The organism is Amycolatopsis sp. lyj-108, from assembly GCF_046549005.1.
Classification (GTDB): Bacteria; Actinomycetota; Actinomycetes; order Mycobacteriales; family Pseudonocardiaceae; genus Amycolatopsis.
In genome coordinates this window covers 133,004-155,677 of sequence record NZ_JAJPWQ010000014.1, presented here as the reverse complement: position 1 = coordinate 155,677, position 22,674 = coordinate 133,004, and the positions used below count along the sequence as shown (strand labels likewise).

At 67.9% G+C, this 22,674-nt stretch carries 21 protein-coding genes; 12 read left to right on the top strand and 9 right to left on the bottom strand.

Features of this window, described 5'->3' with window-relative positions; all coding sequences use genetic code 11:
* The first annotated feature begins 21 nt into the window (after positions 1–21).
* The 9 genes from ACLJO0_RS37830 (at position 22) to ACLJO0_RS37790 (ending at position 12,353) form a co-directional block, all read left to right on the top strand.
* Positions 22–912, top strand: coding sequence for a 1-phosphofructokinase family hexose kinase (locus ACLJO0_RS37830; RefSeq protein ID WP_410584221.1), 891 nt, complete (start codon positions 22–24; stop codon positions 910–912).
* 8 nt (positions 913–920) lie between these two features.
* A complete protein-coding gene (locus tag ACLJO0_RS37825; RefSeq protein WP_410584219.1) occupies positions 921–1,802 on the top strand; it encodes a class II fructose-bisphosphate aldolase in 882 nt (293 codons plus the stop codon).
* Positions 1,803–1,883: 81 nt separating this feature from the next.
* A complete protein-coding gene (locus ACLJO0_RS37820) occupies positions 1,884–3,275 on the top strand; it encodes an ABC transporter substrate-binding protein (protein ID WP_410584217.1) in 1,392 nt (463 codons plus the stop codon).
* Complete coding sequence (locus ACLJO0_RS37815; RefSeq protein ID WP_410584214.1) at positions 3,275–4,234, top strand: carbohydrate ABC transporter permease; 960 nt, start codon at positions 3,275–3,277, stop codon at positions 4,232–4,234. Before ACLJO0_RS37820 ends, ACLJO0_RS37815 begins: the two co-directional genes overlap by 1 nt.
* Positions 4,235–4,244: 10 nt before the next feature.
* Positions 4,245–5,174 (top strand): carbohydrate ABC transporter permease, encoded by a 930-nt coding sequence (locus tag ACLJO0_RS37810; protein WP_410584212.1) that lies wholly within the window; start codon positions 4,245–4,247, stop codon positions 5,172–5,174.
* Between the two features lie 6 nt (positions 5,175–5,180).
* The gene (locus ACLJO0_RS37805; RefSeq protein ID WP_410584210.1) at positions 5,181–6,248 is read left to right on the top strand and encodes an ABC transporter ATP-binding protein; all 1,068 of its coding nucleotides are present in this window, start codon (positions 5,181–5,183) and stop codon (positions 6,246–6,248) included.
* Complete coding sequence (locus ACLJO0_RS37800; protein ID WP_410584208.1) at positions 6,245–8,101, top strand: DUF5107 domain-containing protein; 1,857 nt, start codon at positions 6,245–6,247, stop codon at positions 8,099–8,101. Before ACLJO0_RS37805 ends, ACLJO0_RS37800 begins: the two co-directional genes overlap by 4 nt.
* 126 nt (positions 8,102–8,227) lie before the next feature.
* Positions 8,228–9,013: a DeoR/GlpR family DNA-binding transcription regulator gene (locus tag ACLJO0_RS37795; RefSeq protein ID WP_125795312.1), complete on the top strand. Its 786-nt coding sequence runs from the start codon at positions 8,228–8,230 to the stop codon at positions 9,011–9,013.
* A gap of 205 nt (positions 9,014–9,218) precedes the next feature.
* Entirely contained in the window at positions 9,219–12,353 is a 3,135-nt protein-coding gene (locus tag ACLJO0_RS37790) for a TIM-barrel domain-containing protein (RefSeq protein ID WP_410584206.1), read from the top strand.
* A gap of 133 nt (positions 12,354–12,486) precedes the next feature.
* On the opposite strand, the gene ACLJO0_RS37785 is transcribed toward ACLJO0_RS37790, so the two are convergent.
* Positions 12,487–13,128 carry an FMN-dependent NADH-azoreductase gene (locus ACLJO0_RS37785; protein ID WP_410584204.1) on the bottom strand — a complete coding sequence of 214 codons (642 nt, stop codon included), beginning with the start codon at positions 13,126–13,128 and terminating at the stop codon, positions 12,487–12,489.
* An 83-nt stretch (positions 13,129–13,211) separates the two neighbouring features.
* Between ACLJO0_RS37785 and ACLJO0_RS37780 the strand changes: the two genes are divergently transcribed.
* Positions 13,212–13,691 (top strand): MarR family winged helix-turn-helix transcriptional regulator, encoded by a 480-nt coding sequence (locus tag ACLJO0_RS37780; RefSeq protein WP_410584202.1) that lies wholly within the window; start codon positions 13,212–13,214, stop codon positions 13,689–13,691.
* Here the strand turns inward: ACLJO0_RS37780 and ACLJO0_RS37775 are convergent.
* Together ACLJO0_RS37775 and ACLJO0_RS37770 are read right to left on the bottom strand one after the other, a co-directional pair.
* Entirely contained in the window at positions 13,688–13,990 is a 303-nt protein-coding gene (locus tag ACLJO0_RS37775; RefSeq protein ID WP_410584200.1) for a DUF6506 family protein, read from the bottom strand. The genes ACLJO0_RS37780 and ACLJO0_RS37775 overlap by 4 nt on opposite strands.
* 141 nt (positions 13,991–14,131) lie before the next feature.
* On the bottom strand, positions 14,132–14,953 hold the full coding sequence (locus tag ACLJO0_RS37770) for a LysR family transcriptional regulator (RefSeq protein ID WP_410584198.1): 822 nt from the start codon (positions 14,951–14,953) through the stop codon (positions 14,132–14,134).
* A gap of 44 nt (positions 14,954–14,997) precedes the next feature.
* Here ACLJO0_RS37770 and ACLJO0_RS37765 point away from each other — a divergent pair, with 44 nt between their 5' ends.
* On the top strand, positions 14,998–15,528 hold the full coding sequence (locus tag ACLJO0_RS37765; protein ID WP_410584518.1) for a hypothetical protein: 531 nt from the start codon (positions 14,998–15,000) through the stop codon (positions 15,526–15,528).
* 44 nt (positions 15,529–15,572) lie between these two features.
* Here the strand turns inward: ACLJO0_RS37765 and ACLJO0_RS37760 are convergent, their stop codons facing one another.
* From ACLJO0_RS37760 to ACLJO0_RS37740, 5 genes are all read right to left on the bottom strand, one after another.
* A complete protein-coding gene (locus ACLJO0_RS37760; RefSeq protein WP_410584196.1) occupies positions 15,573–16,286 on the bottom strand; it encodes an ABC transporter ATP-binding protein in 714 nt (237 codons plus the stop codon).
* Positions 16,276–17,049: an ABC transporter ATP-binding protein gene (locus tag ACLJO0_RS37755; RefSeq protein ID WP_410584194.1), complete on the bottom strand. Its 774-nt coding sequence runs from the start codon at positions 17,047–17,049 to the stop codon at positions 16,276–16,278. Before ACLJO0_RS37755 ends, ACLJO0_RS37760 begins: the two co-directional genes overlap by 11 nt.
* Positions 17,046–18,176 (bottom strand): branched-chain amino acid ABC transporter permease, encoded by a 1,131-nt coding sequence (locus ACLJO0_RS37750; protein ID WP_410584192.1) that lies wholly within the window; start codon positions 18,174–18,176, stop codon positions 17,046–17,048. Before ACLJO0_RS37750 ends, ACLJO0_RS37755 begins: the two co-directional genes overlap by 4 nt.
* Positions 18,173–19,144, bottom strand: a complete 972-nt coding sequence (locus ACLJO0_RS37745; protein WP_125795321.1) for a branched-chain amino acid ABC transporter permease — start codon at positions 19,142–19,144, stop codon at positions 18,173–18,175. The genes ACLJO0_RS37750 and ACLJO0_RS37745 overlap by 4 nt, the downstream gene beginning before the upstream one ends.
* A 114-nt stretch (positions 19,145–19,258) precedes the next feature.
* Positions 19,259–20,413 (bottom strand): branched-chain amino acid ABC transporter substrate-binding protein, encoded by a 1,155-nt coding sequence (locus tag ACLJO0_RS37740; RefSeq protein WP_396554905.1) that lies wholly within the window; start codon positions 20,411–20,413, stop codon positions 19,259–19,261.
* A gap of 464 nt (positions 20,414–20,877) precedes the next feature.
* Between ACLJO0_RS37740 and ACLJO0_RS37735 the strand changes: the two genes are divergently transcribed.
* Complete coding sequence (locus ACLJO0_RS37735) at positions 20,878–21,759, top strand: alpha/beta hydrolase family protein (RefSeq protein ID WP_410584190.1); 882 nt, start codon at positions 20,878–20,880, stop codon at positions 21,757–21,759.
* Here ACLJO0_RS37735 and ACLJO0_RS37730 read toward each other — a convergent pair.
* Positions 21,696–22,655 (bottom strand): LysR family transcriptional regulator, encoded by a 960-nt coding sequence (locus tag ACLJO0_RS37730; RefSeq protein ID WP_410584188.1) that lies wholly within the window; start codon positions 22,653–22,655, stop codon positions 21,696–21,698. The genes ACLJO0_RS37735 and ACLJO0_RS37730 overlap by 64 nt on opposite strands.
* Positions 22,656–22,674 lie beyond the last annotated feature (19 nt).

Below are 22,674 nucleotides of genomic sequence, written 5' to 3'. Positions count from 1 at the left end.
CCTACAGACAATGAGGCCGTCGTGATCGTCACCGTCACGCCGAACACCGCGCTGGACGTCACGTACACAGTGGACGGTCTGTGCCCTGGCGGAGTGCACCGGGTCAGGAACGTGCGGCACCGGGCGGGCGGCAAGGGCGTCAACGTCGCCCGCGTGCTGCACACGCTCGGTGCCGACGTCCGCGCGATCTTCACGGCAGGCGGCGCGACGGGAACCGCCGTCGTCGGCGACCTCGCGGCGGCGGGCATCCCGGCCGCCGCGGTCCCGATCGGCGGGGAGACCCGGCGCACCACCACGGTTCTGGCGGACGACGGCTCGGTCACGTTGCTGAACGAGCCGGGGCCGCGGCTCACCGAAGACGAGTGGCAAGCGTTTGCGGCGGCCGTCCGAGCCCGGAAACCGGACGTGCTCGTCTGCTCGGGCAGCCTGCCGCCGGGCGCCGGCGGATACGCCGGATTCCTCGGCCGGACACCGTCCATCTTGGACACTTCCGGCGAGGCGCTGCTCGCCGGGCTGGCCGGGCGGCCGTCCGTGGTCAAACCGAACGCCGACGAACTGCGCGAGGTCACCGGCCTGCGGGATCCGGTGGCCGCCGCGACCGAACTACGCAAGGCCGGGGCGGGCGCCGTCGTCGTCTCGCTGGGCCCGGAGGGGCTGCTGGCGGTGACCGGATCCGGCACCTGGCACGCGGCACCGTCCACTGTGCTCAGTGGCAATACCACCGGCGCCGGTGACGCCGTCGTCGCGGCGCTGGCGCTGGGGCTGAGCCGCGCCGAACCGTGGCCGGACATCCTGCGCCGCGCCGTCGCGTTGTCCGGGGCGGCCGTGCTGGGCCCGCTGGCCGGGGACGTCGACCTCGCGCACTACGAAGCCGAACAGGGGCTGGTCGCCGTGCGCGCCCGCCCGGATTAGGAGACATCATGCCTCTGGTGGGAACCGGGGAGATCGTCGGTGCCGCCGCGGCGGCCAGGCACGGCTGCGGCGCGTTCAACGCGATCCAGCTCGAACACATCACCGCGATCGTCGACGGCGCGGCCGCGGCGGAAGCGCCGGTGATCCTGCAACTGAGCCAGAACGCCGTGAAGTACCACGGTTCACTGGCGCCGGTGGGCACGGCGGCGCTGGCCGCGGCGAGAGGCGCCGTCGCTCCGGTCGCGGTGCATCTCGACCACGCCGAATCGGCCGATCTCGTCCGTGAGGCGGTCTCGCTCGGCTTCGGCTCCGTCATGTTCGACGCGTCCAAACTGGACTACACCGACAACGTGCGCGTGACCAGGGAAGTCGCCGCGTACTGCCACGACCACGGGGTCTGGGTCGAGGCCGAACTCGGCGAAGTCGGGGGCAAGGACGGCGTCCACGCGCCCGGCGCGCGCACCGATCCGGACGAGGCGGCGCAGTTCGTCGCGGCCACCGGCATCGACGCCCTCGCGGTGGCGGTGGGCAGTTCGCACGCCATGCTCACCCGTGACGCCGCCTTGGACTTCGAACTGATCGCAAGGCTGCGGGAGCGGGTGCCGGTGCCGTTGGTGCTGCACGGTTCGTCGGGCGTGCCGGACCAGGGGCTGGCCGAAGCCGTGCGGGCCGGGATGACGAAGATCAACATCGCCACCCAGCTCAACAAGGTGTTCACCGCCGCGGCCGCGGAAGACTGGCGCGCGCATCCGGAGCGCGTCGACCCGCGGAAGTACCTCGGTGCGGGAAGGGCGGCGGTGGCCGTCGAGGTGCGGCGGCTGCTGGGAGTGCTCACGCTTGATCATGTTGAACCGGTCAAGGTGACGATTGAGCAGACTTTGCGCGATTGAGTGTTGACATGTGCGTGAAACCTCACAAAACTGCGCAACAACAAGCAGAACTTGTGTGATCTTCGATCCAGGTGGTGGCGGATGCGGGTAGGCAGGCTGACGGCATTGACGGCAGGGGCGGCGCTCCTGCTCGCGGGATGCGGCGGCGGGGACGTGGCCGGTGGCACCGGCGAGAACGCGCTCCCCGGCGTCGACCAGTTCCTCAACGCGCCCTGTCCGGAAGCGGGAGTGAAACCCGCGACGGACAAGGAATTCACGTACTGGTCCATGTGGACGGCCGACGAGCCCCAGGGCAAGGTCCTCCAGAAGGCCTTCAAATGCTTCCAGGAGAAGACCGGCGTCAAGGTCGACGTGCAGTGGCTGGGCCGCAAGGCCTACACCCAGAACCTGGTGCCCGCGCTGAACACCGACGCGGTGCCGGATCTGTTCGACCAGGACGTCAGCAAGGTCGGCGCGGCGGTCATGACGCCGGGCGGCACGCAGAGCGTCGACGACGTGTTCGCGATGAAGGTCGGCGAGGGCGACAAGACCGTCAAGGACGTGCTTTCGCCGAGCTCGTACGACTTCCCGCAGAACAAGGACCGCGAGGGCCACAACTTCATGGTCCCGTACACGATCCAGTCGAGCGCATGGTGGTTCAACAAGGACACCGCCGGCGACATCCAGCAGCCCAAGACGATGGACGAGCTGATCGCCCTGTTCGACAAGGCGAAGGCCGACGGCAAGGCCGCCATCAGCCTCGACGGCGACATCCCGTTCTACAACATGTACTACTACACCCAGCTCGCCGAGCGGTTCGTCGGCGCGGGCGGGCTGTACAAGGCGGCGACCGACAAGACCGGCCAGGCGTGGAAGACCGAGCCCGGTTTCCTCAAGGCCGCCACCGAAACCGCGAAGCTGCCCAAGTACTTCATCGACGGCTGGGACGCGGCGAAGTTCCCGCAGGTGCAGCAGCGCTGGGCCGACGGCGACTCCCGGTTCCTCTACGTCGGCAGCTGGGCGCCGAGTGAGACCCGTGAGTACCTGGACAAGCAGGGCGCCGGGACGAAGATCAACTACAGCTCCTTCCAGTTCCCGATGCCCGAAGGCGCCACGCACGACACCGTCGAACAGATGTCGATCGGTTTCTCGGTGACCAAGAAGGCCAAGCACGCCGAGGCGGCCAAGGCGTTCATCGCCTACTTCCTCAACAAGGACCTGCTCGCCGGGATCCCGATCGTGGCCGACAACCTCGTGCCGCGTGCCGACCTCGCCGTGCCGGACGACCTCAAGCAGGTCAAGGCCGCGCTGGACGACCCGAAGAAGGAACACGTCCTGCAGTACGACGGGATCGACGGCGTCGCCGGCGGCAAATGGCAGACCGACGTCTTCGACCCCGCAGACATCGCGCTGCTGAAGGGCCAGCTCACGCCGCAGCAGTTCGTGGACCAGCTCGCCGTCAAGAGCGCCGAGTTCTGGAAGAACCAGGGCTGATGGCGACGGTCACGACGCCGACAACGCCGACAACACCGCCGGCGCGGGCCGTGAAGGCCGGGGCTCATCTGCGCCGCAAGAAACGGCTGTTCTGGCCGTTCGCCGCGCCGGCGCTGGTGCTGTACCTGGCCTTCCTGGTCCTGCCGACGCTCGCGACCGTGGTGCTGAGCTTCACCAGCTGGGCGGGTGCGGGTGACACCCCCGAACCCAACGGCGTCACCAACTACACGCAGATGTGGGCGAGCGACTCGTTCCAGTACGCCTTCCGCAACACGCTGATCTACGTGTTCCTCGGCGGGATCGGCACGTTCGCGCTGGCCTTCCTGTTCACCATGGTGCTGAGGGACATGAAGGGCGGCAAGATCGTCCGCGCCATCCTGTTCTTTCCGAACATCGTGGCGCCGGTGGCGCTCGGCATGTTCCTCGGCTTCGTGTTCAAGTACCAGCCGGGGAAACAGGGGCTGGCGAACTACGTGCTGGAAAGCCTCGGCGCGGACGCGGCGAAGTTCCTCGCACCGTCCAATGTGACCGGTGTGGTGACGGCTTCGCTGATCTGGGCCAGTTCGGGCTTCTACATCACCATCCTGATGGCCGCGGTCGACCGCATCCCGCCGTACCTCTACGAGGACGCCGAGCTTGGCGGCGCGTCGCCGTGGCAGAAGTTCAGGAACATCACGCTGCCGATGACCTGGGACGTCGTCGGCGTCGCCGGGGTGCTGTGGACGATCAACGCGCTCAAGATCTTCGAGCTGGTGTTCGTGCTGGCCGGTCCCGGCACCTACGCCCCGCCCAACGAGGCGTGGACGCTGGGGATCTACGTGTTCGACCGGACGTTCGGCTCGAACGGCACGCCGGACTTCGGTGCCGCCTGTGCCTGCGCGGTGGCGATGATCGCGCTGGTGTCCGTGCTCGTCGTCCTGCTCCGCCGTCTGATGCGCCGTGACGCGATCCAGTTCTGAGGGAGATCCCATGTCCGTCACCGACGTCGAGGCGCCCGCGCGGCGACCGGCGAAACCGGTGCGCAAGCCGCCACGCAAACCGCGCCCGGCGCCCGGCTCCAAACGGTTCAGCCCGTTGCGGGTACTGGGCACCACGATCGTGTGGCTGTTCACCGCGGGCAACATCCTGGTGCTGTACTGGCTGCTCACGGCGTCGTTCAAGACACCGGTGGAGATCTTCACCAAGCCGTTCGACCTGCCGTACCAATGGTTCAAGAACGGCAAGCCGTTCCGGAACTTCATCTACGCCTGGAACAACGCCGGTTTCGGCGACGCGGTGCTGACCACCGTGGTCCTGGTCGGGCTGGCGACGGTCGTGACCGTCGTCGTCTCGGCGCCCTGCGCGTACGCACTGACGAGGCTCGGCGTCCGCGGCGCCGGGCCGATGACGAACGTCGTCGCGATCGGGATGGGCGTGCCGTTCCAGACCGTGATCATCCCGCTGTTCGTGGTGCTCAGCAAAGTGCACATGGACAACGAGTACGGCCTGTTCGTGCTGTACGTGGCCCTGTCCATCCCGTTCACGGTGTTCCTGATGACCGGTTTCTTCCGGTCGCTGCCGGACGAACTGGAGGAGGCGGCCGCCCTCGACGGCGCCTCGCCGACGCGCACGTTCTTCTCGGTGATGCTGCCGCTGACCCGCGGCGGCATGATCACCGCGTTGACGCTGAACGCCATCGGCCTGTGGAACGAGACGCTGCTGGCGATCGTGTTCCTCAAGGACCAGGCGCATTTCACACTGTCCCGCGCGCTGTTCACCTTCTACGGGGCCGCGAGCTACCAGTCGGAGTACGGCGGCCTGATCGCCGGTGTGGCGATCGTCGTGCTCCCGATGCTCGTGCTCTACCTCGTACTCGCCCGCCGGATCATCACCGGCATGACCCTCGGCGCCGGAAAGTAGGACCTGATGGCCACCGTGACCTTCTCCGACACCACCCGGTTCTACGCCGGCGTGGAACGTCCCGCGGTCGACGGCCTCGACCTCGAGGTCGCCGACGGCGAGTTCCTGGTGCTGGTCGGCCCGTCCGGCTGCGGGAAGTCGACCACGCTGCGGATGCTCGCCGGGCTGGAAGGCGTCGACGACGGCTCCATCCACATCGGCGATCGCGACGTCACCGAACTGCCGCCGAAGGAACGGGACATCGCGATGGTGTTCCAGAACTACGCGCTCTACCCGCATATGACGGTGGGGGAGAACATCGGCTTCCACCTGAAGCTGGCGAAAATGGCGAAGGCCGAACGCGAACGCAAGGTGCGCGAGGCCGCGGCCGTGCTCGACCTGACCGAGTACCTCGACCGCAAACCGGCGAAGCTGTCCGGCGGCCAGCGGCAGCGCGTCGCGATGGGGCGAGCGATCGTGCGCGAGCCGAGTGTGTTCCTGATGGACGAACCACTGTCCAATCTGGACGCCAAGCTCCGGGTGCAGACGCGGACGCAGATCGCCTCCCTGCAACGGCGGCTGGGCATCACGACGCTCTACGTCACGCACGACCAGGTCGAGGCGATGACCATGGGGGACCGGGTCGCCGTGCTGAAGGACGGGATCCTGCAGCAGTGCGACACGCCCGTCGGGCTGTTCGCGAAGCCGGTCAACGTCTTCGTCGCCGGGTTCATCGGCTCGCCGGCGATGAACCTGCTGGAGACCACTGTGGACAGTGGCGGTGCCGTCGCCGGTGGCACGCGGCTGCCGCTGACCGCGGCGCAGCGGTCGGCGCTGACCGGCCCCGGCATCGTCGTCGGCGTCCGGCCCGAGGGCTGGACGATCGGCGACGGCGGTTTCGAAGCCGTCGTCGAGGTCGTCGAGGAACTGGGCAGCGACCAGTACCTCTACTGCCGGGACGGCGATCGCGTGCTGACCGTTCGCACTCCGGGGATGTCCCCGTGGCAGCGTGGTGAGCCGATCTCCCTGACCCCGCAACCGGGTGCGGTGCACCTGTTCGACGCCGCGACCGGTGACAGGCTCCCGGACGCATGACACGCCTGTACCGCACCGGTCTGCTGCTCCCGGCCGCCGAGCTGGGGCCGGAGAACCCGTTGCCGCCGCTCCGGAAACCCGAAGCGGTGGCCAAAGTGTCCAATGTGGACGAGCTGCCACCGGACCTGGCGGAGAACATCGGCTACGGCCGTCTGGACACACCTTTGCCGTGCCTGCTGCAGGACGGCTACACCCGGGAGCGCACGGAACGCGAGCTCCCGGCGTTGGTGCTGGAGAACGACAAGCTGCGCGCCACGGTGCTGCCGTCGCTGGGCGGGCGGCTGTACTCGCTGGTGCACAAGCCGTCCGGACGCGAACTGCTCTATCGCAATCCGGTGTTCCAGCCCGCGAACCTCGCCCTGCGGGACGCGTGGTTCGCCGGCGGCGTCGAGTGGAACCTCGGGAGCACCGGGCATACGACGTTGACCTGCGAGCCGATGTTCGCCGCCGAGATCGAGGGCCCGGACGGCACGCCGGTGCTGCGGTTGTGGGAGTGGGAACGCACCCGCGACCTGCCGTACCAGATCGACTTCTGGCTGCCGGAGGAGTCGGATCAGCTGCTCGTCGCCGTGCGGGTGCGGAACCCGCATCCCTACGACGTCCCGGTGTACTGGTGGTCGAACATCGCGGTGCCGCGGAACGAAGGCACCCGCGTGCTCGCGCCCGCGACACAGGCTTGGCACTACGGCTATTCGGGACGGCTCGATCTGGTCGACGTCCCCGGCGAGCTGACCTATCCGGCCCGCGCCGAAGCCGCGGCGGACTACTTCTTCGAGGTGACCGGAAGGCCGTGGGTCGCGGCCGTCGAGGCGGACGGGGCGGGGCTGGCCCAGCTGTCCACCGGCCGGTTGCGCGGCCGGAAACTGTTCCTGTGGGGCGAATCCACCGGTGGGCGCCGCTGGCAGGAGTGGCTTGCCCCAGATGCCGGCGGCTACCTGGAGATCCAAGCAGGCCTGGCCCGCACCCAGCTGGAGCATCTGCGTTTGCCGCCGGGGGAGAGCTGGGACTGGCTGGAGGCCTATGGCCCGGTCGCCGCGGATCCCGCGGCGGCGCACGGGGAAGACTGGGCGACGGCGTGTGAGGCCGTCGCCGCCGGTCTGCCGTCGGCGGAAGTCATGGACGAGTACCACGGCGACTGGCGGAAGATCGCCGACGTCACCCCGGAATCCTTCCTGGCCACCGGTTCCGGCTGGGGTGCGCTGGAGAACCGGCGCGCGCCGATGTGCCTGCCCGGCACGCCGTTCCCGGACGAATCGCTCGGGCCTGACCAACAGCCGTGGCTCGCGCTGCTCGACGGGACGCCGCCGGACGGGGACCCGCTCGCCGTGCCCCCGCCGACGCTGGTGAACCGGTACTGGGCGGATCTCATGGAGTACGCCCCGAAGAACTGGCTGACCTGGTATCACCGCGGTGTCGCGCAGTGGGCGGCCGGACGGCATTCGGACGCGGTCCGCGCCTGGCGTGAATCGGTCTCGATGGACGAGAACCCTTGGGCACTGCGGAATCTCGCGGTCGCCACGGCCGGGCACGAGGCCGCCTGGCTGTACCGGCGAGCGGTCACTCTCGCGCCGTCGGTGCGGCCACTGGTCGTCGAGGCGATCGCGGCGCAACTCGCGGCGGGCCTCCCGGAAGAGGCGAGCGCACTGCTGGAGGGGCTTCCCCGGGAAGGGCGGATCGCCTTGCTGACCGCCCGCACCCTGCTCGCCCAAGGCGACGTCGCCGGGGCCAAGGCCGTGTACGACACCGGTTTCGAAGTCGCGAACATCAGGGAAGGGGAAACGTCTTTATCGGACACTTGGGCGGCGGTTTCGAACGAACCGCTGCCGGAACACCTTGACTTCCGGATGAAGTGAGCGGCCGGGCCACTCGACCGGCGTGCCGCTCGCGGCGGACAACCGCGATGCAGCATACTGCTCGAAACAGTGGCCAACAGCGCAACGTCATGCGCGATAGGCCGCAGCGAGCTAGGAGTGGCGCCGATGGCCCGGCACGAACGGCTGAGCACCCTGCTGGACCTGCTGGGGCAGCGGGAAAAGATCGACGTCGAGGACGTGGCCGAGGAGTTGAACGTCTCCGCGGCCACGATCCGGCGCGACCTCGATCATCTGGCGGAGCAGCAGTTGCTCACCCGCACCCGGGGTGGTGCGGTGGCCAACGACCTCGCCTACGATTTGCCGTTGCGCTACAAGACCGCGCGGCACGTGCCCGAGAAGCAGCGGATCAGCGTCGCCGCGGCGGCGCTCGTGGCACAGGGCATGGTGGTCGGCCTCAACGGCGGGACGACCACGGCCGGGGTCGCGCGGTCGCTGGCCACGCGCTCCGATCTCGCGAGCCTGCGTGATTCACCCGGGCTGACGGTGGTCACCAACGCGCTGAACATCGCGCACGAACTGGCGGTGCGGCCACATGTGAAGATCGTGGTCACCGGCGGGGTCGCGCGTCCGCAGTCGTTCGAGCTCAGTGGTCCGCTGGCCACCCGCGTCCTCAGCGAACTGACGATCGACCTGCTTTTCCTCGGCGTCGACGCGTTCGACGCGGACGCCGGCGCCTTCGCGCACCACGAGGGCGAGGCGAGTATCAACCGGCTGATGGTCGAGCGGGCCGAACGCGTCGTCGCGGTCGCCGACGGTTCGAAGCTGGGCCGTCGGGCGTTCGCGCGGATCTGCGCCACCCCGCAGGTGCACGCGCTGGTCACCGATTCGAACGCCGACCCAAAGGTGCTCGCGGCGTTCGAGGCCGCAGGCGTCGAGGTCCAAGCCGTCTGACTCTTCCCGTCCAAGTACATGAAGGCCCCCTTCCTTGCGCCTAGGTACAGGAAGGGGGCCTTCATGTACCTAGGTACCCGTTGCCCCATAAGGATCTTCGTACGACCCGACGAAAGTCGGCAGCACCGCTTCGGCGGATGACTTTGCGCGAACCGTGCGCTATACAGAGACCATCTTGCGTATTCATGCGCGAAAGGTGTCTCGAATGAGCAGAGTTGCGCAATCCCTGAGTTGTTTGGCCGCAGTGGCCTTACTCGGGCTTTCCCCGGTCGCCGCCCACGCCGATCCGGCCGCGGCGTCGTCCGGCAAACTGGGTGACCTGACCGGGATCTCCGGCGACGGCGCCACGGTCACCCTGAATTCGGGAAGCGCCGCGGTGCGCGTCAGCTTCCCGGCAGAAGGCGCCGTCCGGGTCTGGCTGGCGCCGGACGGCACGTTCAGCGATCCGGCCGGGAGCAAGATCGTGCTGCCGCGCACCGGCGACCCGGTGACGCCGAAGAGGACCGACAAGGGGGACTACTGGGCGGTTTCCACGGCGAAGGCCACGCTGCGGGCGTACAAACACCCGTTGCGGCTCGCGTTGTACGACGGCGCGGACCGCAAGCGGCTCTGGGAGGAGTCGGCGCCGCTGTCCTGGACCGGCAAGCAGACCACGCAGACCCTGGCACGAACCGCGGCCGAGCAGTTCGTCGGCGGCGGTGAGCAGAACGGCCGGTTCAGCCACCGCGACCAGACGATCCGGATCTTCGCCGACTACAACTGGAACGACGGCGGGGCCCCGAATTCGCAGCCGTTCTACGCCTCCACGGCGGGATACGGCGTGCTGCGCAACACCTTCGCACAAGGCACCTACGCCTTCACCGAGCCGGTGCGCACCACGCACGACGAGCGCCGTTTCGACGCGACGTATGTCGTCGGCGACGGGCTCAAGGACGTCATCACCGGCTACACCGATCTCGTCGGGAAGCCTTTCCTGCCACCGCTCTACGGTCTCGAACACGGCGACGCCGACTGCTACCTGCACAACGCCAACCGCGGCGAGCGCCACACCCTCGACGCGGTGAAGGTCGCGGAGGGATACACCGAGCACGGGATGCCCAACGGCTGGATGCTCGTCAACGACGGCTACGGCTGCGGGTACGAAAACCTCCAGAAGACGGGCGAAGGTCTGCGCAAGAACAACATGCAACTCGGGCTGTGGACCGAGAACGGCGTGCCGAACCAGGTCGAAGAGGTCAAGGCCGGGGTCCGGGTGCGCAAACTCGACGTCGCGTGGGTCGGCCCGGGATACCAGTTCGCGCTGGACGCCTGCGACACCGCGCACAAGGGCATCGAGGACAACAGCGACGCGCGCGGTTTCGTCTGGACGCCGGTCAGCTGGGCGGGCGCGCAGCGCTGCGGCGTGCTCTGGAGCGGAGACCAGGCCGGTTCCTACGACTACATCAAGTGGCAGATCCCGACCTACGCCGGCGCCACGACGTCGGGGATCGCGTACAACACCGGCGACATCGACGGCATCTTCGGCGGCAGCCCGCAGACCTATGTTCGCGACCTGCAGTGGAAGGCGTTCCTGCCGGTCTCGATGACGATGGACGGCTGGGCCGCGTCGGACAAGCAGCCGTGGCGCTACGGCGAGCCGTACACCTCGATCAACCGCAAGTACCTGCTGCTCAAGGAGCGGCTGCTGCCCTACACCTACAGCCATTCGGTGGAGGCGCACAAGACCGGCGTCGGCCAGGTCCGCCCGCTGGCGCTCGAATACCCGGACGACCCGAACGTCTGGGGCGAGAAGGCGAAGTACGAGTTCCTGTCCGGCAGGGACTTCCTGGTCGCCCCGGTGTACGAGAACTCGACCGTGCGCAACGGCATCTATCTGCCGAAGGGAACCTGGGTCGACTACTGGAGTGGCAAGACCTACACCGGACCGACCACTGTGGACGGTTACGACGCGCCGCTCGACACGCTGCCGCTGTTCGTTCGCGCCGGGGCCGTGGTGCCGATGTGGGCCGAGGGCACGAAGTCGTGGCAGACCAGGGACAAGGGCGTGCTCGATCTCGACGTCTACCCGCAGGGCAAGGGCTCGTTCACGCTCACCGAGGACGACGGCGTGACTCGCGCCTACAAGAACGGCGACCAGGCGAAGCAGACGTTCACCGTCGACGCGCCGACGTCGGGGCTGGGCACGGTGACGGTTGGGATCGGCGCCAGTTCCGGTTCCTACGCCGGGAAACCGGCGTCGCGGAACTACCAGCTGACCGTCCACACGGGAAGCAAGCCCGCGACCGTACTGGCCGGGACCTCGATCCTGCGGCAGTACGGCAGCAAGGCCGAACTGGACGCGGCGGCGTCGGGCTGGTGGTTCGATCCGGCCGTCGGCGGGGTCGCGCGGGTCAAGACCGGCAAGATCGGCGCCGGTGACCGCCAGGACGTCCGGCTGTTCGGCACGAGCGCGGTCGGCGGGATCTTCCCCGAGGACCGCAACGGCTCGGTCGCCCTCTCCGTGCCGGCGGTCGCCGGTCCCGGGCAGACCGCGACGGGCACGCTGAGCTTCACCAACGGCACACCCCTGCCGGTCCGGAACGTCAAGTTCTCCCTGCCCGCCAACGGATTCCGCGCCGAGGTGCCGGCCGGGCCGCGACTGGTGATGCCCGGCGAGACCGCACGGGTCCCGGTGAAGGTGACGCCGGACGCGGGAATCGAACCGGACGACTACCAGCTCACCGCGTCGGCGTCGTACCAGGCGCGGCTCGGGGAGAACCGGGTCACCGACTCGGTGACGGTCACCGTGCCGCACGCTTCGCTGGCCGCGGCCTACGGCAATGTCGGCGTCACCGACGCGGCCCACGTCGCGGTGGGGGACATCGACGGCGGCGGCAGCAGCTTCCGTGCGGAAGGGCTCGCCGAAGCCGGTCTCAAACCCGGTACCGGCTTCTCCGCGCTCGGTGCTCAGCTCACCTGGCCGCGAACCGGTACCGGGCAGAAGGACAACGTCCTCGCGTCCGGCCAGACCGTCGCGGTGCGGGGGACGGGCGCCAAGCTGGTGCTGGCGGGAACCGGTACGGGCACGGCGAAGGGCACTGTCGTCGTCCGCTATGCCGACGGTAGTACCAGTCAAGCCGAGCTCGGGTTCCCCAACTGGTGCTGCGCCGATCCCGCCCAGTACGGCGCGACCACGGTGGCGACCGTGCTGGGCAAGAACACCCGCGCCGGGGCGGCGTATCCGACCACGCCGTACCGGGTGTTCGCGAACTCCGTCCCGCTGACCGCTGGGAAGGAGGTCGTCGCGGTGACCTTGCCGTCGAACACCGCGATGCACGTGTTCGCCGCGGGCATCGGCTGAGTTCTCGTGAGTGGTAAGGACGGCTAGGGACCCAGGGTCCCCGGTCGTGGGGATGTCGTGAAGGGCCCCTTTGAGACGATCATCGTCTCAAAGGGGCCCTTCACGACATAAGAGTTCGACGCCGGGCCACGAGTCAGGCTGCGACGGGCGCCCACAGCGCGTCGATGACGCGTTCGGCCTCGGCTTGGCTGGCCTCGGCCAGCGGGATGAGGTCCGCCATCGCCGGGTTGGTCTTCGCCATGGTCAGCTCGGCGGTGACGAACCGCGGTTCGAGGCCGGTCAGCGAGACGCCATGCGGGATCCACGACTGGGCGTGGTCCCAGCCTTCGCGCGGGGTGCCTTCGCCGTATCCGCCGCCGCGTGAGGTCACGACGATGAAGTCGCGGTCGCCGAGCAGGCCTTCCCTGGTCTCGGCGTCGAGCGTCAGCCCGGGCACGATCAGGTGGTCGACCCAGGCCTTGACCGTGCTCGGCGGGCCGAAGTTGTACAGCGGCAGGCCCAGCAGGATCGTGTCGGCCGCCTTCACCTCGTCGACCAGTTCCGTGATGAGCCGCCACGCCGCGGCCTGCTCCGGGGTGTGCTGCTCCGGCGGCACGAACTTGGCGGTGTTGGCCGCCGCGCCCAGATGTGGCAGCGGGTCGGTGCCCAGGTCGCGGTAGGTGACGGTGCCCTCCGGATGCGCGGCGCGCCACGCGGCCGCCGCCCGCGCGGTGAGGCGGCGGCTGGTCGAGTGCTCGCCCGTGATGCTCGAGTCGATGTGCAGCAGGTTCGTCATGTCTATTATCTTGCACAGATAGTTTGTGTAACGCAAACCATTGATGCTGTGGCGGTCATCATGGAGGAACGTACACTTGACGAGTGCCCGAGCTCCCGGTCGTGAACCAGCCCTCGCATCGCTGTGGCGCGCTGCTCGACCACGTCACCCGCCGGATCCGGCTGCGCAGCGAGTCCGTCCTGACGCCGCTCGGTCTGCGGCCCCGGCATCTCGTCGCGCTGACCGTGTTGCGCGACCTGGGCGGCTGCTCGCAGCAGGACCTCGCGAAGACGCTGGAGATGGACAGCACGAACGTCGTCGGGCTGTTGAACGACCTCGAGTCCGCGAACCTGATCGAACGCAGGCGGTCACCGGAGGACCGGCGGCGGCACATCGTCGAACTCACCGACGTCGGCGCCAAGCAACTCGCCAAGGCCGAGTTCGCCCTCGCCGCCGTCGAGGACGAGGTGCTCGGAGCGCTCGACAAGGATCAGCGCGAGACGCTGTACACCCTGCTGTACCAGGTGACCAGCCGGACCGAGCCCGCCGCCTGCGTCGACGCCGCACACCTCGAGGACTGCTAGGTCCCAAGCTCGAACAGGTCGTGAAGCTGCTTCGTGGCCTCGGCGCCGTACATGACGCTTCCGACCGGGACCTCGCTTCCCACCGCGTCGATCACCCGTGCCGTCCACACCGGACCGAACGCGCCGCACAGCTCGATCAACTGCGCCCCTTCGTCGACCAGTCGCCGGGCCGCGGCGACGACCTGGTCCATGCGGCCGACCCCGATCAGCACCGTCAGGCATTCCCCACTGTCCACACGGGACACGTCGCGTGCCGGCTCGCAACCATCGGCCAAGTACACGAAACCCCACTGTCGCATGACATTCCTCCTCCGTTGTCGGACACCCTGAGGTAACCGCGAGACGGAGGACGCTGTCCACGAGGCGGATCCGAACGGCCGTTCGGGATCACCTGAGAGGCGACGTCCAACGGTCGGCGCGTAGCACCGATGTGGGCGCTGTCATACCAATGCCGCGATCCGACCCGAAGACTCGTGCGCCGGATCCCAGACGAGCGCGTGCCGGACGACAGGCGCCTCCCGCAACGCCAGCCAGCGCAGACCTTCGGCCGGTTCCTCCCTGGGACGCAAGGCGACGACGTCACCGCCGTGCCGCAACCCGGCGACGAACAACGACCGCCGAGGCGGCCCGGCGCGCACGTGAGCCGGCCGCCAGCCCGCGTCGGCGCAGTCCGCGAGGAGCGTGTCGTGATAGCCCGGAGCCAGCTTTCGTTCGTACAGAAGGAGGTCCAGCCCAGCGAGGTCCTCCCAACCCACGTCCTCGAACCGGGCCAGTGGATGAGCGTCGGAGACGAGTACTCCCAACGGCCTCTCGCTCACGACGACGACCCGCAGGCCGTCCACGTCTTCCGGCAGGGCGAGCAGACCGGCGTCGAGCGCACCGCGGCGGAGGAGTTCGAGCTGCCGTGTGGCGGAGACGTCGTCGATCTCCGCCCCGGCCGAGTACAGGGCGGGGAACACGGACGGCGGCGCGCCCGGTGTCACGCCGATGCGGAGCGGCCGGTCCACGGTGTCGCGGACGGCCCGCGCGCCGAGGTCGGCCTCCTCCAGCATCCGGTGGGCGTGGGGGAGCAACGCCAGCGCGGCGGCGGTGGGCGTCATCCCAGCCTGGGTGCGGACGAACAGGGTCGCGTCCAGTTCCCGTTCCAAGGCGATGATCTGCTGGCTGAGCGACGACGCCCGGATGCCGAGGCGCTCCGCGGCGCGGGTGAGATGCCCTTCCTCGGCGACGGCGCACAGATATCGAAGACGTCGTAACTCCACAGCCGCAGAGTAGCTCCGGAACAGGCAGAATCGGCGGGGTGCGCATCGGATTCGTTCGGAGTCTCGTGGCGGCCGTCCTCCTGCTCGCCGGGTGCTCCGCCGAGCAAGAACAGCCGCCCGCCAAACCCGTCTACGACCTCCCCGCCCGCGAGGTCCGCCCGGACGAGACCGCCCTGCACTTGCCACCGGCGCTCAACGGGGAGACCGAGTTCGCGGTGATCGGACTCGCCGCCGGGCTCCCCAGCCTCGCCGGCAGCCACGCCGAGTTCGACGCCAAGGGACAGTTCGTCCGGCTCCGGCTGGTGGTCACCGGGAAAGGCGTGTCCGGGATTCTCTTCGACACCCGGCGCCAGCAACTGGTGACCGATTCCGGCGCGGTGATCCCGGTCGACAACCAGGCGATGACGATCAAACGGCAGCCGGACAAGTTCGAGCTCGGGCGCGGCGTGCGGGTCGAGTTCGACCTCTACTTCGACCTTCCGAAGGAGGCGAAACCCGTGGTGTTGCGGGCTTTCGGCGGCCCGACACTGACCGACATGAAGAACGTCACCGGAACCGACATCAAGCTGGGATGAGAAAGGGCCCCGCCGCGAAAGCGACGGGGCCCTTTCGGAAGGCGTCAGACGCCCAGGTCACCACCGAGGTAGGCGGCCCGCACCTGCGGGTCGTCCAGCAGCTCGGCACCGCGGGCGCTCTTGACCACGTGACCGGTCTCCAGCACGTACGCGCGGTCGGAGAGCTTCAGCGCCTGCTGCGCGTTCTGCTCCACCAGCAGGACCGTGGTCCCGCGCTTGTTGATCTCGCGGATGATGTCGAAGATCTGTGCGATCAGCATCGGCGCCAGGCCCATGGACGGCTCGTCGAGGAGCAGCACCTTGGGTTTGGTCATCAGCGCGCGGCCGATGGCGATCATCTGCTGCTCGCCACCGGACATCGTGCCGCCGAACTGGGTCTTGCGTTCGTTGAGCCGCGGGAACAGCTCGTAGACCTCGTCGAGGTCGGCCTTCAGGTCGTCCTTGCGGGTGTAGGCACCCATCAGGAGGTTCTCCTGCACCGTCATACCGGGGAACACACCCCGGCCTTCCGGTGACTGGCCGATCCCGAGTTCGACCCGTTTGTGACCGGGGGTCTTCGAGATGTCCTTGCCGTCGAAGAGGATTCGCCCGCTGGTCAGCGGACGCAGCCCCGAGATCGTCTTCAGCGTCGTGGTCTTGCCGGCGCCGTTGGCCCCGATGAGCGAAACGATCTCGCCCTCGTCGACCTCGATGGTCATTCCCTTGAGCGCGGCGATCTTCCCGTAGTGGACGTTGATGTCCTGAACCTCAAGAAGCATCTTCCGCCACCCCCAGGTAAGCCTCGATCACCTTCTGGTTGTTCTGCACCTCGTGGGGGAGCCCTTCTGCGATCTTCTGGCCGAAGTCGAGCACGGCCAGCCGGTCGGCGATCTGCATGACCAAGCCCATGTCGTGCTCGATGAGCAGCACGGTGCGGCCGTCATCACGGATCTTGCGGATCAGTTGCTGCAGCGAGTTCTTCTCCGCCGGGTTCATTCCGGCGGCGGGCTCGTCGAGCAGCAGCAGCTTCGGGCCGGTCGCGAGCGCACGCGCGATCTCCAGACGGCGCTGGTCGCCGTAGGAAAGGTTCTTCGCGGTGTTGTGCTCGACCCGGCCGATGCCGACGAAGTCCAGCAGTTCCCTCGCCAGCTCGCGGCCCCGCTTCTCTTCGCTGCGGTGCCTCGGCAGGCCGAGCGTCGCCGAGATCGCGCCGGTCTTGTGGTGCGAATCGGCACCGACCATCACGTTCTCGAGCGCCGACATGTTGTGGAACAGCCGGATGTTCTGGAAGGTGCGGGCGATCCCGGCCTGGTTGATCTTGAACCGCTTCGTCCCGTCGACCCGGGTGTCGCCGAAACGCACCTGGCCTTCGGTCGGCCGGTAGACGCCGGTGACCACGTTGAACACGGTGGTCTTTCCCGCGCCGTTCGGGCCGATCAGGGCGAAGATCTCACCCTGGTTGATGGTGAGGTTGACTTCCTTCAGGGCCGTGACACCGCCGAAGCGCATCGTCACGTTGTCGAACTCGAGCAGTGCGCTCATTTCGTCACCTCCGCCGAAGCCTCGGAATCCGGACCCGCGACTTCGGCGCCCATGGCACCCATCCCGCCCGTTCCTTCATGTAGTTCCGCCTTGCGCTGCCGCGAAGGCAGCAGACCCTCCGGCCGCAGCGCCATCATCAGCACCAGCACACCACCGAAGATCAGGATGCGGTACTCGGACAGGAACCGGAACCGCTCCGGAAGCCAGGCCACCAGGAAGGCGCCGAGCATGACACCGGGCAGGTTGCCCGCACCACCGAGCACCACGGCCGCGAGGATGGTCGCGGACAGGATGAACGGGAAGTTGTTCGGCTCGATGAAGACGGCCTTGCTGGCGTAGACCACACCGGCCATACCGCCGAGCATGGCGCCGATGGCGAACGCCAGCAGCTTGAACTTGAACGTCGGGACGCCCATCAGCTCGGCGGCGTCCTCGTCCTCGCGGATGGCCGCCCACGCCCGTCCGACGCGGCTCTTGTGCAGCCGCACCGAGAAGATGATCGCGATCACGATCGCCGCGAGGATCAGGTAGTAGTACGGCGCCGGGTCGAGCAGGAACTCGGTCCCGAACATCGGCTCCGGGTGCGGGATGTTGGTGATACCGCGGGCGCCACCGATGGCGTCGGTGTTCGTCGCGGTGATCCGGACGATCTCGCCGAAGCCGAGGGTCACGATGGCCAGATAGTCGCCGCGAAGCCGGAGCGTCGGAGCGCCGAGGATCACCCCCGACATCGCCGCCAGGAAGATGCCGAGCACGAGCGTGCCCCAGAATCCCCAGCCGTGCTGGGTGCCCATCACGGCGAGCGTGTAGGCGCCGATCGCGAAGAACGCGACGAAACCGAGGTCGAGCATGCCCGCGTGACCGACGACGATGTTCAGGCCGATCGCCAGCAGGATGTACACCCCGACCGGGAAGATCAGGACCGTGGTCCAGTCCGATTCCGGCGACATGAACGAACCGATCGCGGGCGCGGGAAGGATCAGCGCGCCGATGATCAGGGCCAGGTACACGCCATAACGTTGCCAATGCGGGGCGCGTGCCCACCAATCCCGCATGCCGTCGACGGGGTGAAACCCGGCGCGCGCGGGCTTTCCGTTTTCTGTAGACACTTCTTCGTTGCCCTTCATGCGCGTGCCCGCTGCAGCGATTCACCGAGGATGCCGGTGGGTCGGAACATCAGGACCAGCACCAAAACCACGAAGGCGGTGACGTCCTTCCAAGCTGAACCGAAGAAGATGGAACTCCAGTTCTCCACCAGGCCGAGCACGATGCCACCGAGTAGGGCACCGCGCAGGTTGCCGATACCGCCGAGCACGGCCGCGGTGAACGCCTTGATGCCGAGGAGGAAGCCGATGCGGTAATCGGTGTTCTCGTACTCCATGACGTACAGCGCCGCGGCGACACCGGCCATCGCGCCACCGAGCAGGAAGGTGAGACGCACGATCTTGTCGATGCTGACACCCATCAGCACGGCGGCTTCGGGATCCTGTGCGGTGGCACGGATACCGCGGCCGATGCGGGTGCGGCTGACCAGCTGGTCGAGGACGACCATCATGATCACGGCACCGACGACGACGAACACGTGGTCCGTGCGCACGACACCGTTGCCGATGTGGAACAGCGGGTCGTGCGGGATGAAGCGCGGCGCGTTCTGTTGCACGCGGCCGGACTTGTCCGTGATCCATTCGATGATCTCGAGGCCGAACAGTTCCTGCAGGAACAGCGAGGCGCCGATGGCGGAGATCAGGGCGGCCAGCCGGGTGGCGCCCTTCTTGCGGAGCGGCCGGTACGCCACTTGCTCCAGCAGCACCGCCGCGCCGCCGGACACGGCGGCCGAAGCGATGATGATCAACAGCAGTACGGCGATCATCCCGAACACGCCGAGCGTGATCGGGGCGGTACCGCCCGCGATCGTGATCAGGACGAACAGGGACGTGACCGTCCCGATCATGAAGATTTCGGAATGCGCGAAGTTGATGAGCCGGAGTACGCCGTAGACCATTGTGTAGCCGAGGGCGATGAGGGCGTAGATGCTTCCGGCGACCAGTCCGCCGATGGTGCTACCGAGGAACTGGGCTTGCAGATCTTGAAGCATGACGTGGATGCCTTACGGGACGGGGCGAGGATTTCTTTCGCCACATTTGCGGGAAGCGGGGGTGCTGTGTTCGCACAGCGCCCCCGCTTCCGTTAGGTGTTCCTATCTGCTCCGTCAGCCGTTGAGCTTGGCTTCGGTCGAGACGCCGAGGTTCTTGAGGACGCCACCGGTGACCTGGTAGATGTTGATCGCGTCCGTCGACGGTTCGCCGTTCTCCTTGAACTTGATCTGCTTCGAGGCACCCTTGAAGTCGATCGTCTTGAGGGCCTCGTTGATCTTCTCCGAGGTGGTGGCCCCCGCCTTGACCGCGTTGATGATGGCGGTCGCGGCGTCGTAGCCCTCGCTCGAGTAGATCGCCGGGTCGACGTTGTACGCGGCCTTGTACTTGGTGCTGAACTCGTCGGTGGAGCCGGCGTCCGGGATGTTGCAGGGGCAGCCGACGACGGCCTTCTCGGCGGCCGCGGCACCCGCACCGCTGACCAGCTGGGCGTCGAGCGAACCGTCGCCGGTGGCGAAGGTGGCGGTCACGCCGCCGTCACGCAGCTGCTTGAGCAGACGGCCACCCTGGGCGTAGTAGCCACCGAAGAGGATGATGTCCGGGTTCGCGGCCTTGACCTTCTGCACGGTCGAGGAGTAGTCCGACGCGTCCTTGGCGAACTTGTCGCGCTCGGACGGGACGTTCTTCTCCTTCAAGGTCTTCTCGAAGTTGTCGGCCAGGCCGACACTGTATTCCTGGTCGTCCGAGATGATGTAGGCCTTCTTGGGCGACTTCGCCGTGATGAGGAAGTTGGCGATGGCCGGGCCCTGGCTGGCGTCGCTCGCGACGACGCGGTGCCAGTACTTCCATCCGTTCGAGGACAGACCCGCGTTGGTGGCCGACGGCGAGACGCTCGGGATCTTGTTCTGCTCCAGCTGTCCGCCGATGGCCTTCGACTCACCGGAGAAGGCCGGGCCGATCAGCGCGGTGATCTTGTCCTGGCCGACGGCGGTCGCGATCAGCGACGTCGCCTGCTCGGGCTTGCCCTGGCTGTCGTACTCCTTCAGTTCCAGCTTCGTCGCCGGGTTCGTCTTGTTGTACTCGTCGATAGCGAGCTTCGCGCCGTTGCGGGGCGGGATCACGATCCCGGAGTTCTCACCGGTGAGGTCACCCATGAACCCGATCTTCAGCGTGCTGCTGTCACCGCTGCCGGACGAGCTGCTGCCGCCGGCACAGCCCGCCAGCGCCAGCGACGCAGCCGCCGCGACGGCGAAAACCCGTCCAAAACGCACTCCTGACACCGACTACCTCCCATGACCAACCAGCCGCCGGTAGGCGTTGCCCCCGACACAGGGGCTAGGTTAGGGCAGGAAGATATCCCCCTACGCCATGATCTGCCCAGACGCCCATCACTCTGTGTCCACATCGTGACGGTCGAAACCAGAACGAATTGCACGAAAAGGCGAATGTTGCCGGTTGGCGAGTCTTCGCTGGTCACGCTGGGGATTCACCGGTACCACGTCGATCATGCTCGTGGGTAATGATCATGTTTCGGCCGCGTATCTTGCACTTTTTCAGCTCCTTCGTGGGCGGCCGTTCGTCGTAGCAATGCTGCCCCAAAGGGCGTCAACCGTGCCCCCGCTTCTCTTGCGCGTGACAACCGATGGTTGTCGTCGCGGTCCGAACGGCTGTTGGATCTCGGCCCTGACCTCGCGATTAGCTGTCACCAGAGCCGAAAACGAAGACAGGGGAGAACATGACGATGAGCGTCGAAGCGATCGAAGGCGTGGCGGCGGGAGTTCCGTTCGTGGCGTTGCCGCCGTCGGACCGGGAGCGCCCGGCGCCGTTGGTGCTGACCTGGCATTTGCTGGGCGCGCCGTTCAGCGAGGCGGCCATGGCGGCGGCGCTGCCCATGCGGAGACTGCACGCGTGGCGCGTGCACCTCGGGTTGCCACTGACCGGGAAACGGTTTCCCGAAGGCGGTTTCGAGGGGTTCTTCCGCCTCGCGAGCGAGGACAACGTGCTCAACGTCGTCGAACCGCTCACCAAGCAGGTCGAGGCGGAGTTCCCGGCGGCGGTGGCGGAGCTGCGCTCGAGCTTGTCCATTGAGGACGGTCCGGTCGGGCTGGTCGGCGGTTCGCAGGGTGGCGCGGTCGCACTGCAGATGCTGACCCACGCCGAGATCGAGGTGGCGGCGGCCGCGCTGGTGAACCCGGTGACGCAGCTGGCGCCGGTGATCGCGGCGAACGAACGGGTCTACGACATCACCTACCACTGGTCGGACCGGTCCCGCGCGGTCGCGAACGAGTACGACTACGTGCGGCGGGCCGAGGAACTGACCGCGCCGGTGCTGCTCGTCATCGGCGAGGAGGACGACGTCTCGATCACCGAACCGGCCGAAGCCCTGCACAAGGCGTTGGGGGAGCGGCGATCCGAACTCGTCACCATCCCCGGGATGGCGCACGAGTTCGCCGAGGCGCCCGGCCTCGAACCCGCTCCGCAGACGGAACACGCGAAGCTGGTCGACGCCGAGCTCACGCGTTGGTTCGCCCGGCACCTAGGCGTTGACCGGACTCACCGGGCAGCGCCTAGCTGCCTGAGGTCGTCGTCCGGCAGCCAGGATCGCGCGGGATCGTAGTCGCACCAACCTTCTTCGTGGCTGGTCCGGCCGGCGAGCGCCAGCAGGCGCCGCAGGGCCGGGCCTTCGCCGCGCCGCCACACCACCGACCACGGGAACAGCGGCGATGGCTCGAAGGGCAGGACGCGCAGATTGAGATCGGAGGCGAGGTCCATGTCGGCGCCGGCGAGAGTCACCCGCTGCTTCCCGTAACGGGTCTGTTCCAGTGTGTGCCGGAGGTCGTAACTGACCCCGGAGTCGTCGATCGGGACGTCGAATTCTTTGCATAGGCGTTGCAAATAAGAAAGCCATTCGATCGGCCCGCCCAATTGCGGAATCCAGATACCGTCGTTCCGCAGATCCGACAGTTTCAACGTTTCGTTGCTCGCCAGCGGATGTTCCGGGGCGAGAAGGGCGACCAGCGGTTCGAGCCGGACGAGCCGGTGCTCGAGTTCCGCGGGCACCTCGCGGCCGAGGTCCGCGACCCGGCCGAACGCGAGGTCGATCTCGCCGCGGACCAGCGGGTCCAGGGCGTTGGCCAGCCCACGCCCGGCGACACGCTCGACCGCGAGGGCCGGGTCGCGCTCGGCGATGCGCCGCAGCATGAACAAGGGGGACAGGCGCGGGTCGATGACGTCGAGGCGCGGCGGGCGGTCCTGCAGGCCCATCGCGGCGACGGCGGCGTCCGCGGCCCGGATCAGCTCGCGCGCGTGCGGGAGGAAGCGGTCACCGTCGGAGGTCAGTTCGACGGACCGGTTGGTGCGCCTGAAGAGCTGGACCGACAGGGCGTCCTCGAGCTTCCGGATCCGCTTCGACAGCGCCTGCTGGGTGAGGAACAGAGATTCTGCCGCGCGACCGAAATGGCCGTGGTCGGCGGCGGCGGCGAACGCCCGCACCTGAGCCGTGTCGAGATCCACGCCCTCAAAGTACGTGAAG

Coding starts and splice junctions, on each gene's coding strand:
- ACLJO0_RS37825 (WP_410584219.1), top strand. CDS start 921: ATGCCTCTGGTGGGAACCGGGGAGATCGTCGGTGCCGCCGCGGCGGCC.
- ACLJO0_RS37820 (WP_410584217.1), top strand. CDS start 1,884: ATGCGGGTAGGCAGGCTGACGGCATTGACGGCAGGGGCGGCGCTCCTG.
- ACLJO0_RS37815 (WP_410584214.1), top strand. CDS start 3,275: ATGGCGACGGTCACGACGCCGACAACGCCGACAACACCGCCGGCGCGG.
- ACLJO0_RS37810 (WP_410584212.1), top strand. CDS start 4,245: ATGTCCGTCACCGACGTCGAGGCGCCCGCGCGGCGACCGGCGAAACCG.
- ACLJO0_RS37805 (WP_410584210.1), top strand. CDS start 5,181: ATGGCCACCGTGACCTTCTCCGACACCACCCGGTTCTACGCCGGCGTG.
- ACLJO0_RS37800 (WP_410584208.1), top strand. CDS start 6,245: ATGACACGCCTGTACCGCACCGGTCTGCTGCTCCCGGCCGCCGAGCTG.
- ACLJO0_RS37795 (WP_125795312.1), top strand. CDS start 8,228: ATGGCCCGGCACGAACGGCTGAGCACCCTGCTGGACCTGCTGGGGCAG.
- ACLJO0_RS37790 (WP_410584206.1), top strand. CDS start 9,219: ATGAGCAGAGTTGCGCAATCCCTGAGTTGTTTGGCCGCAGTGGCCTTA.
- ACLJO0_RS37785 (WP_410584204.1), bottom strand. CDS start 13,128: ATGACGAACCTGCTGCACATCGACTCGAGCATCACGGGCGAGCACTCG.
- ACLJO0_RS37775 (WP_410584200.1), bottom strand. CDS start 13,990: ATGCGACAGTGGGGTTTCGTGTACTTGGCCGATGGTTGCGAGCCGGCA.
- ACLJO0_RS37760 (WP_410584196.1), bottom strand. CDS start 16,286: ATGCTTCTTGAGGTTCAGGACATCAACGTCCACTACGGGAAGATCGCC.
- ACLJO0_RS37755 (WP_410584194.1), bottom strand. CDS start 17,049: ATGAGCGCACTGCTCGAGTTCGACAACGTGACGATGCGCTTCGGCGGT.
- ACLJO0_RS37750 (WP_410584192.1), bottom strand. CDS start 18,176: ATGAAGGGCAACGAAGAAGTGTCTACAGAAAACGGAAAGCCCGCGCGC.
- ACLJO0_RS37745 (WP_125795321.1), bottom strand. CDS start 19,144: ATGCTTCAAGATCTGCAAGCCCAGTTCCTCGGTAGCACCATCGGCGGA.
- ACLJO0_RS37735 (WP_410584190.1), top strand. CDS start 20,878: ATGACGATGAGCGTCGAAGCGATCGAAGGCGTGGCGGCGGGAGTTCCG.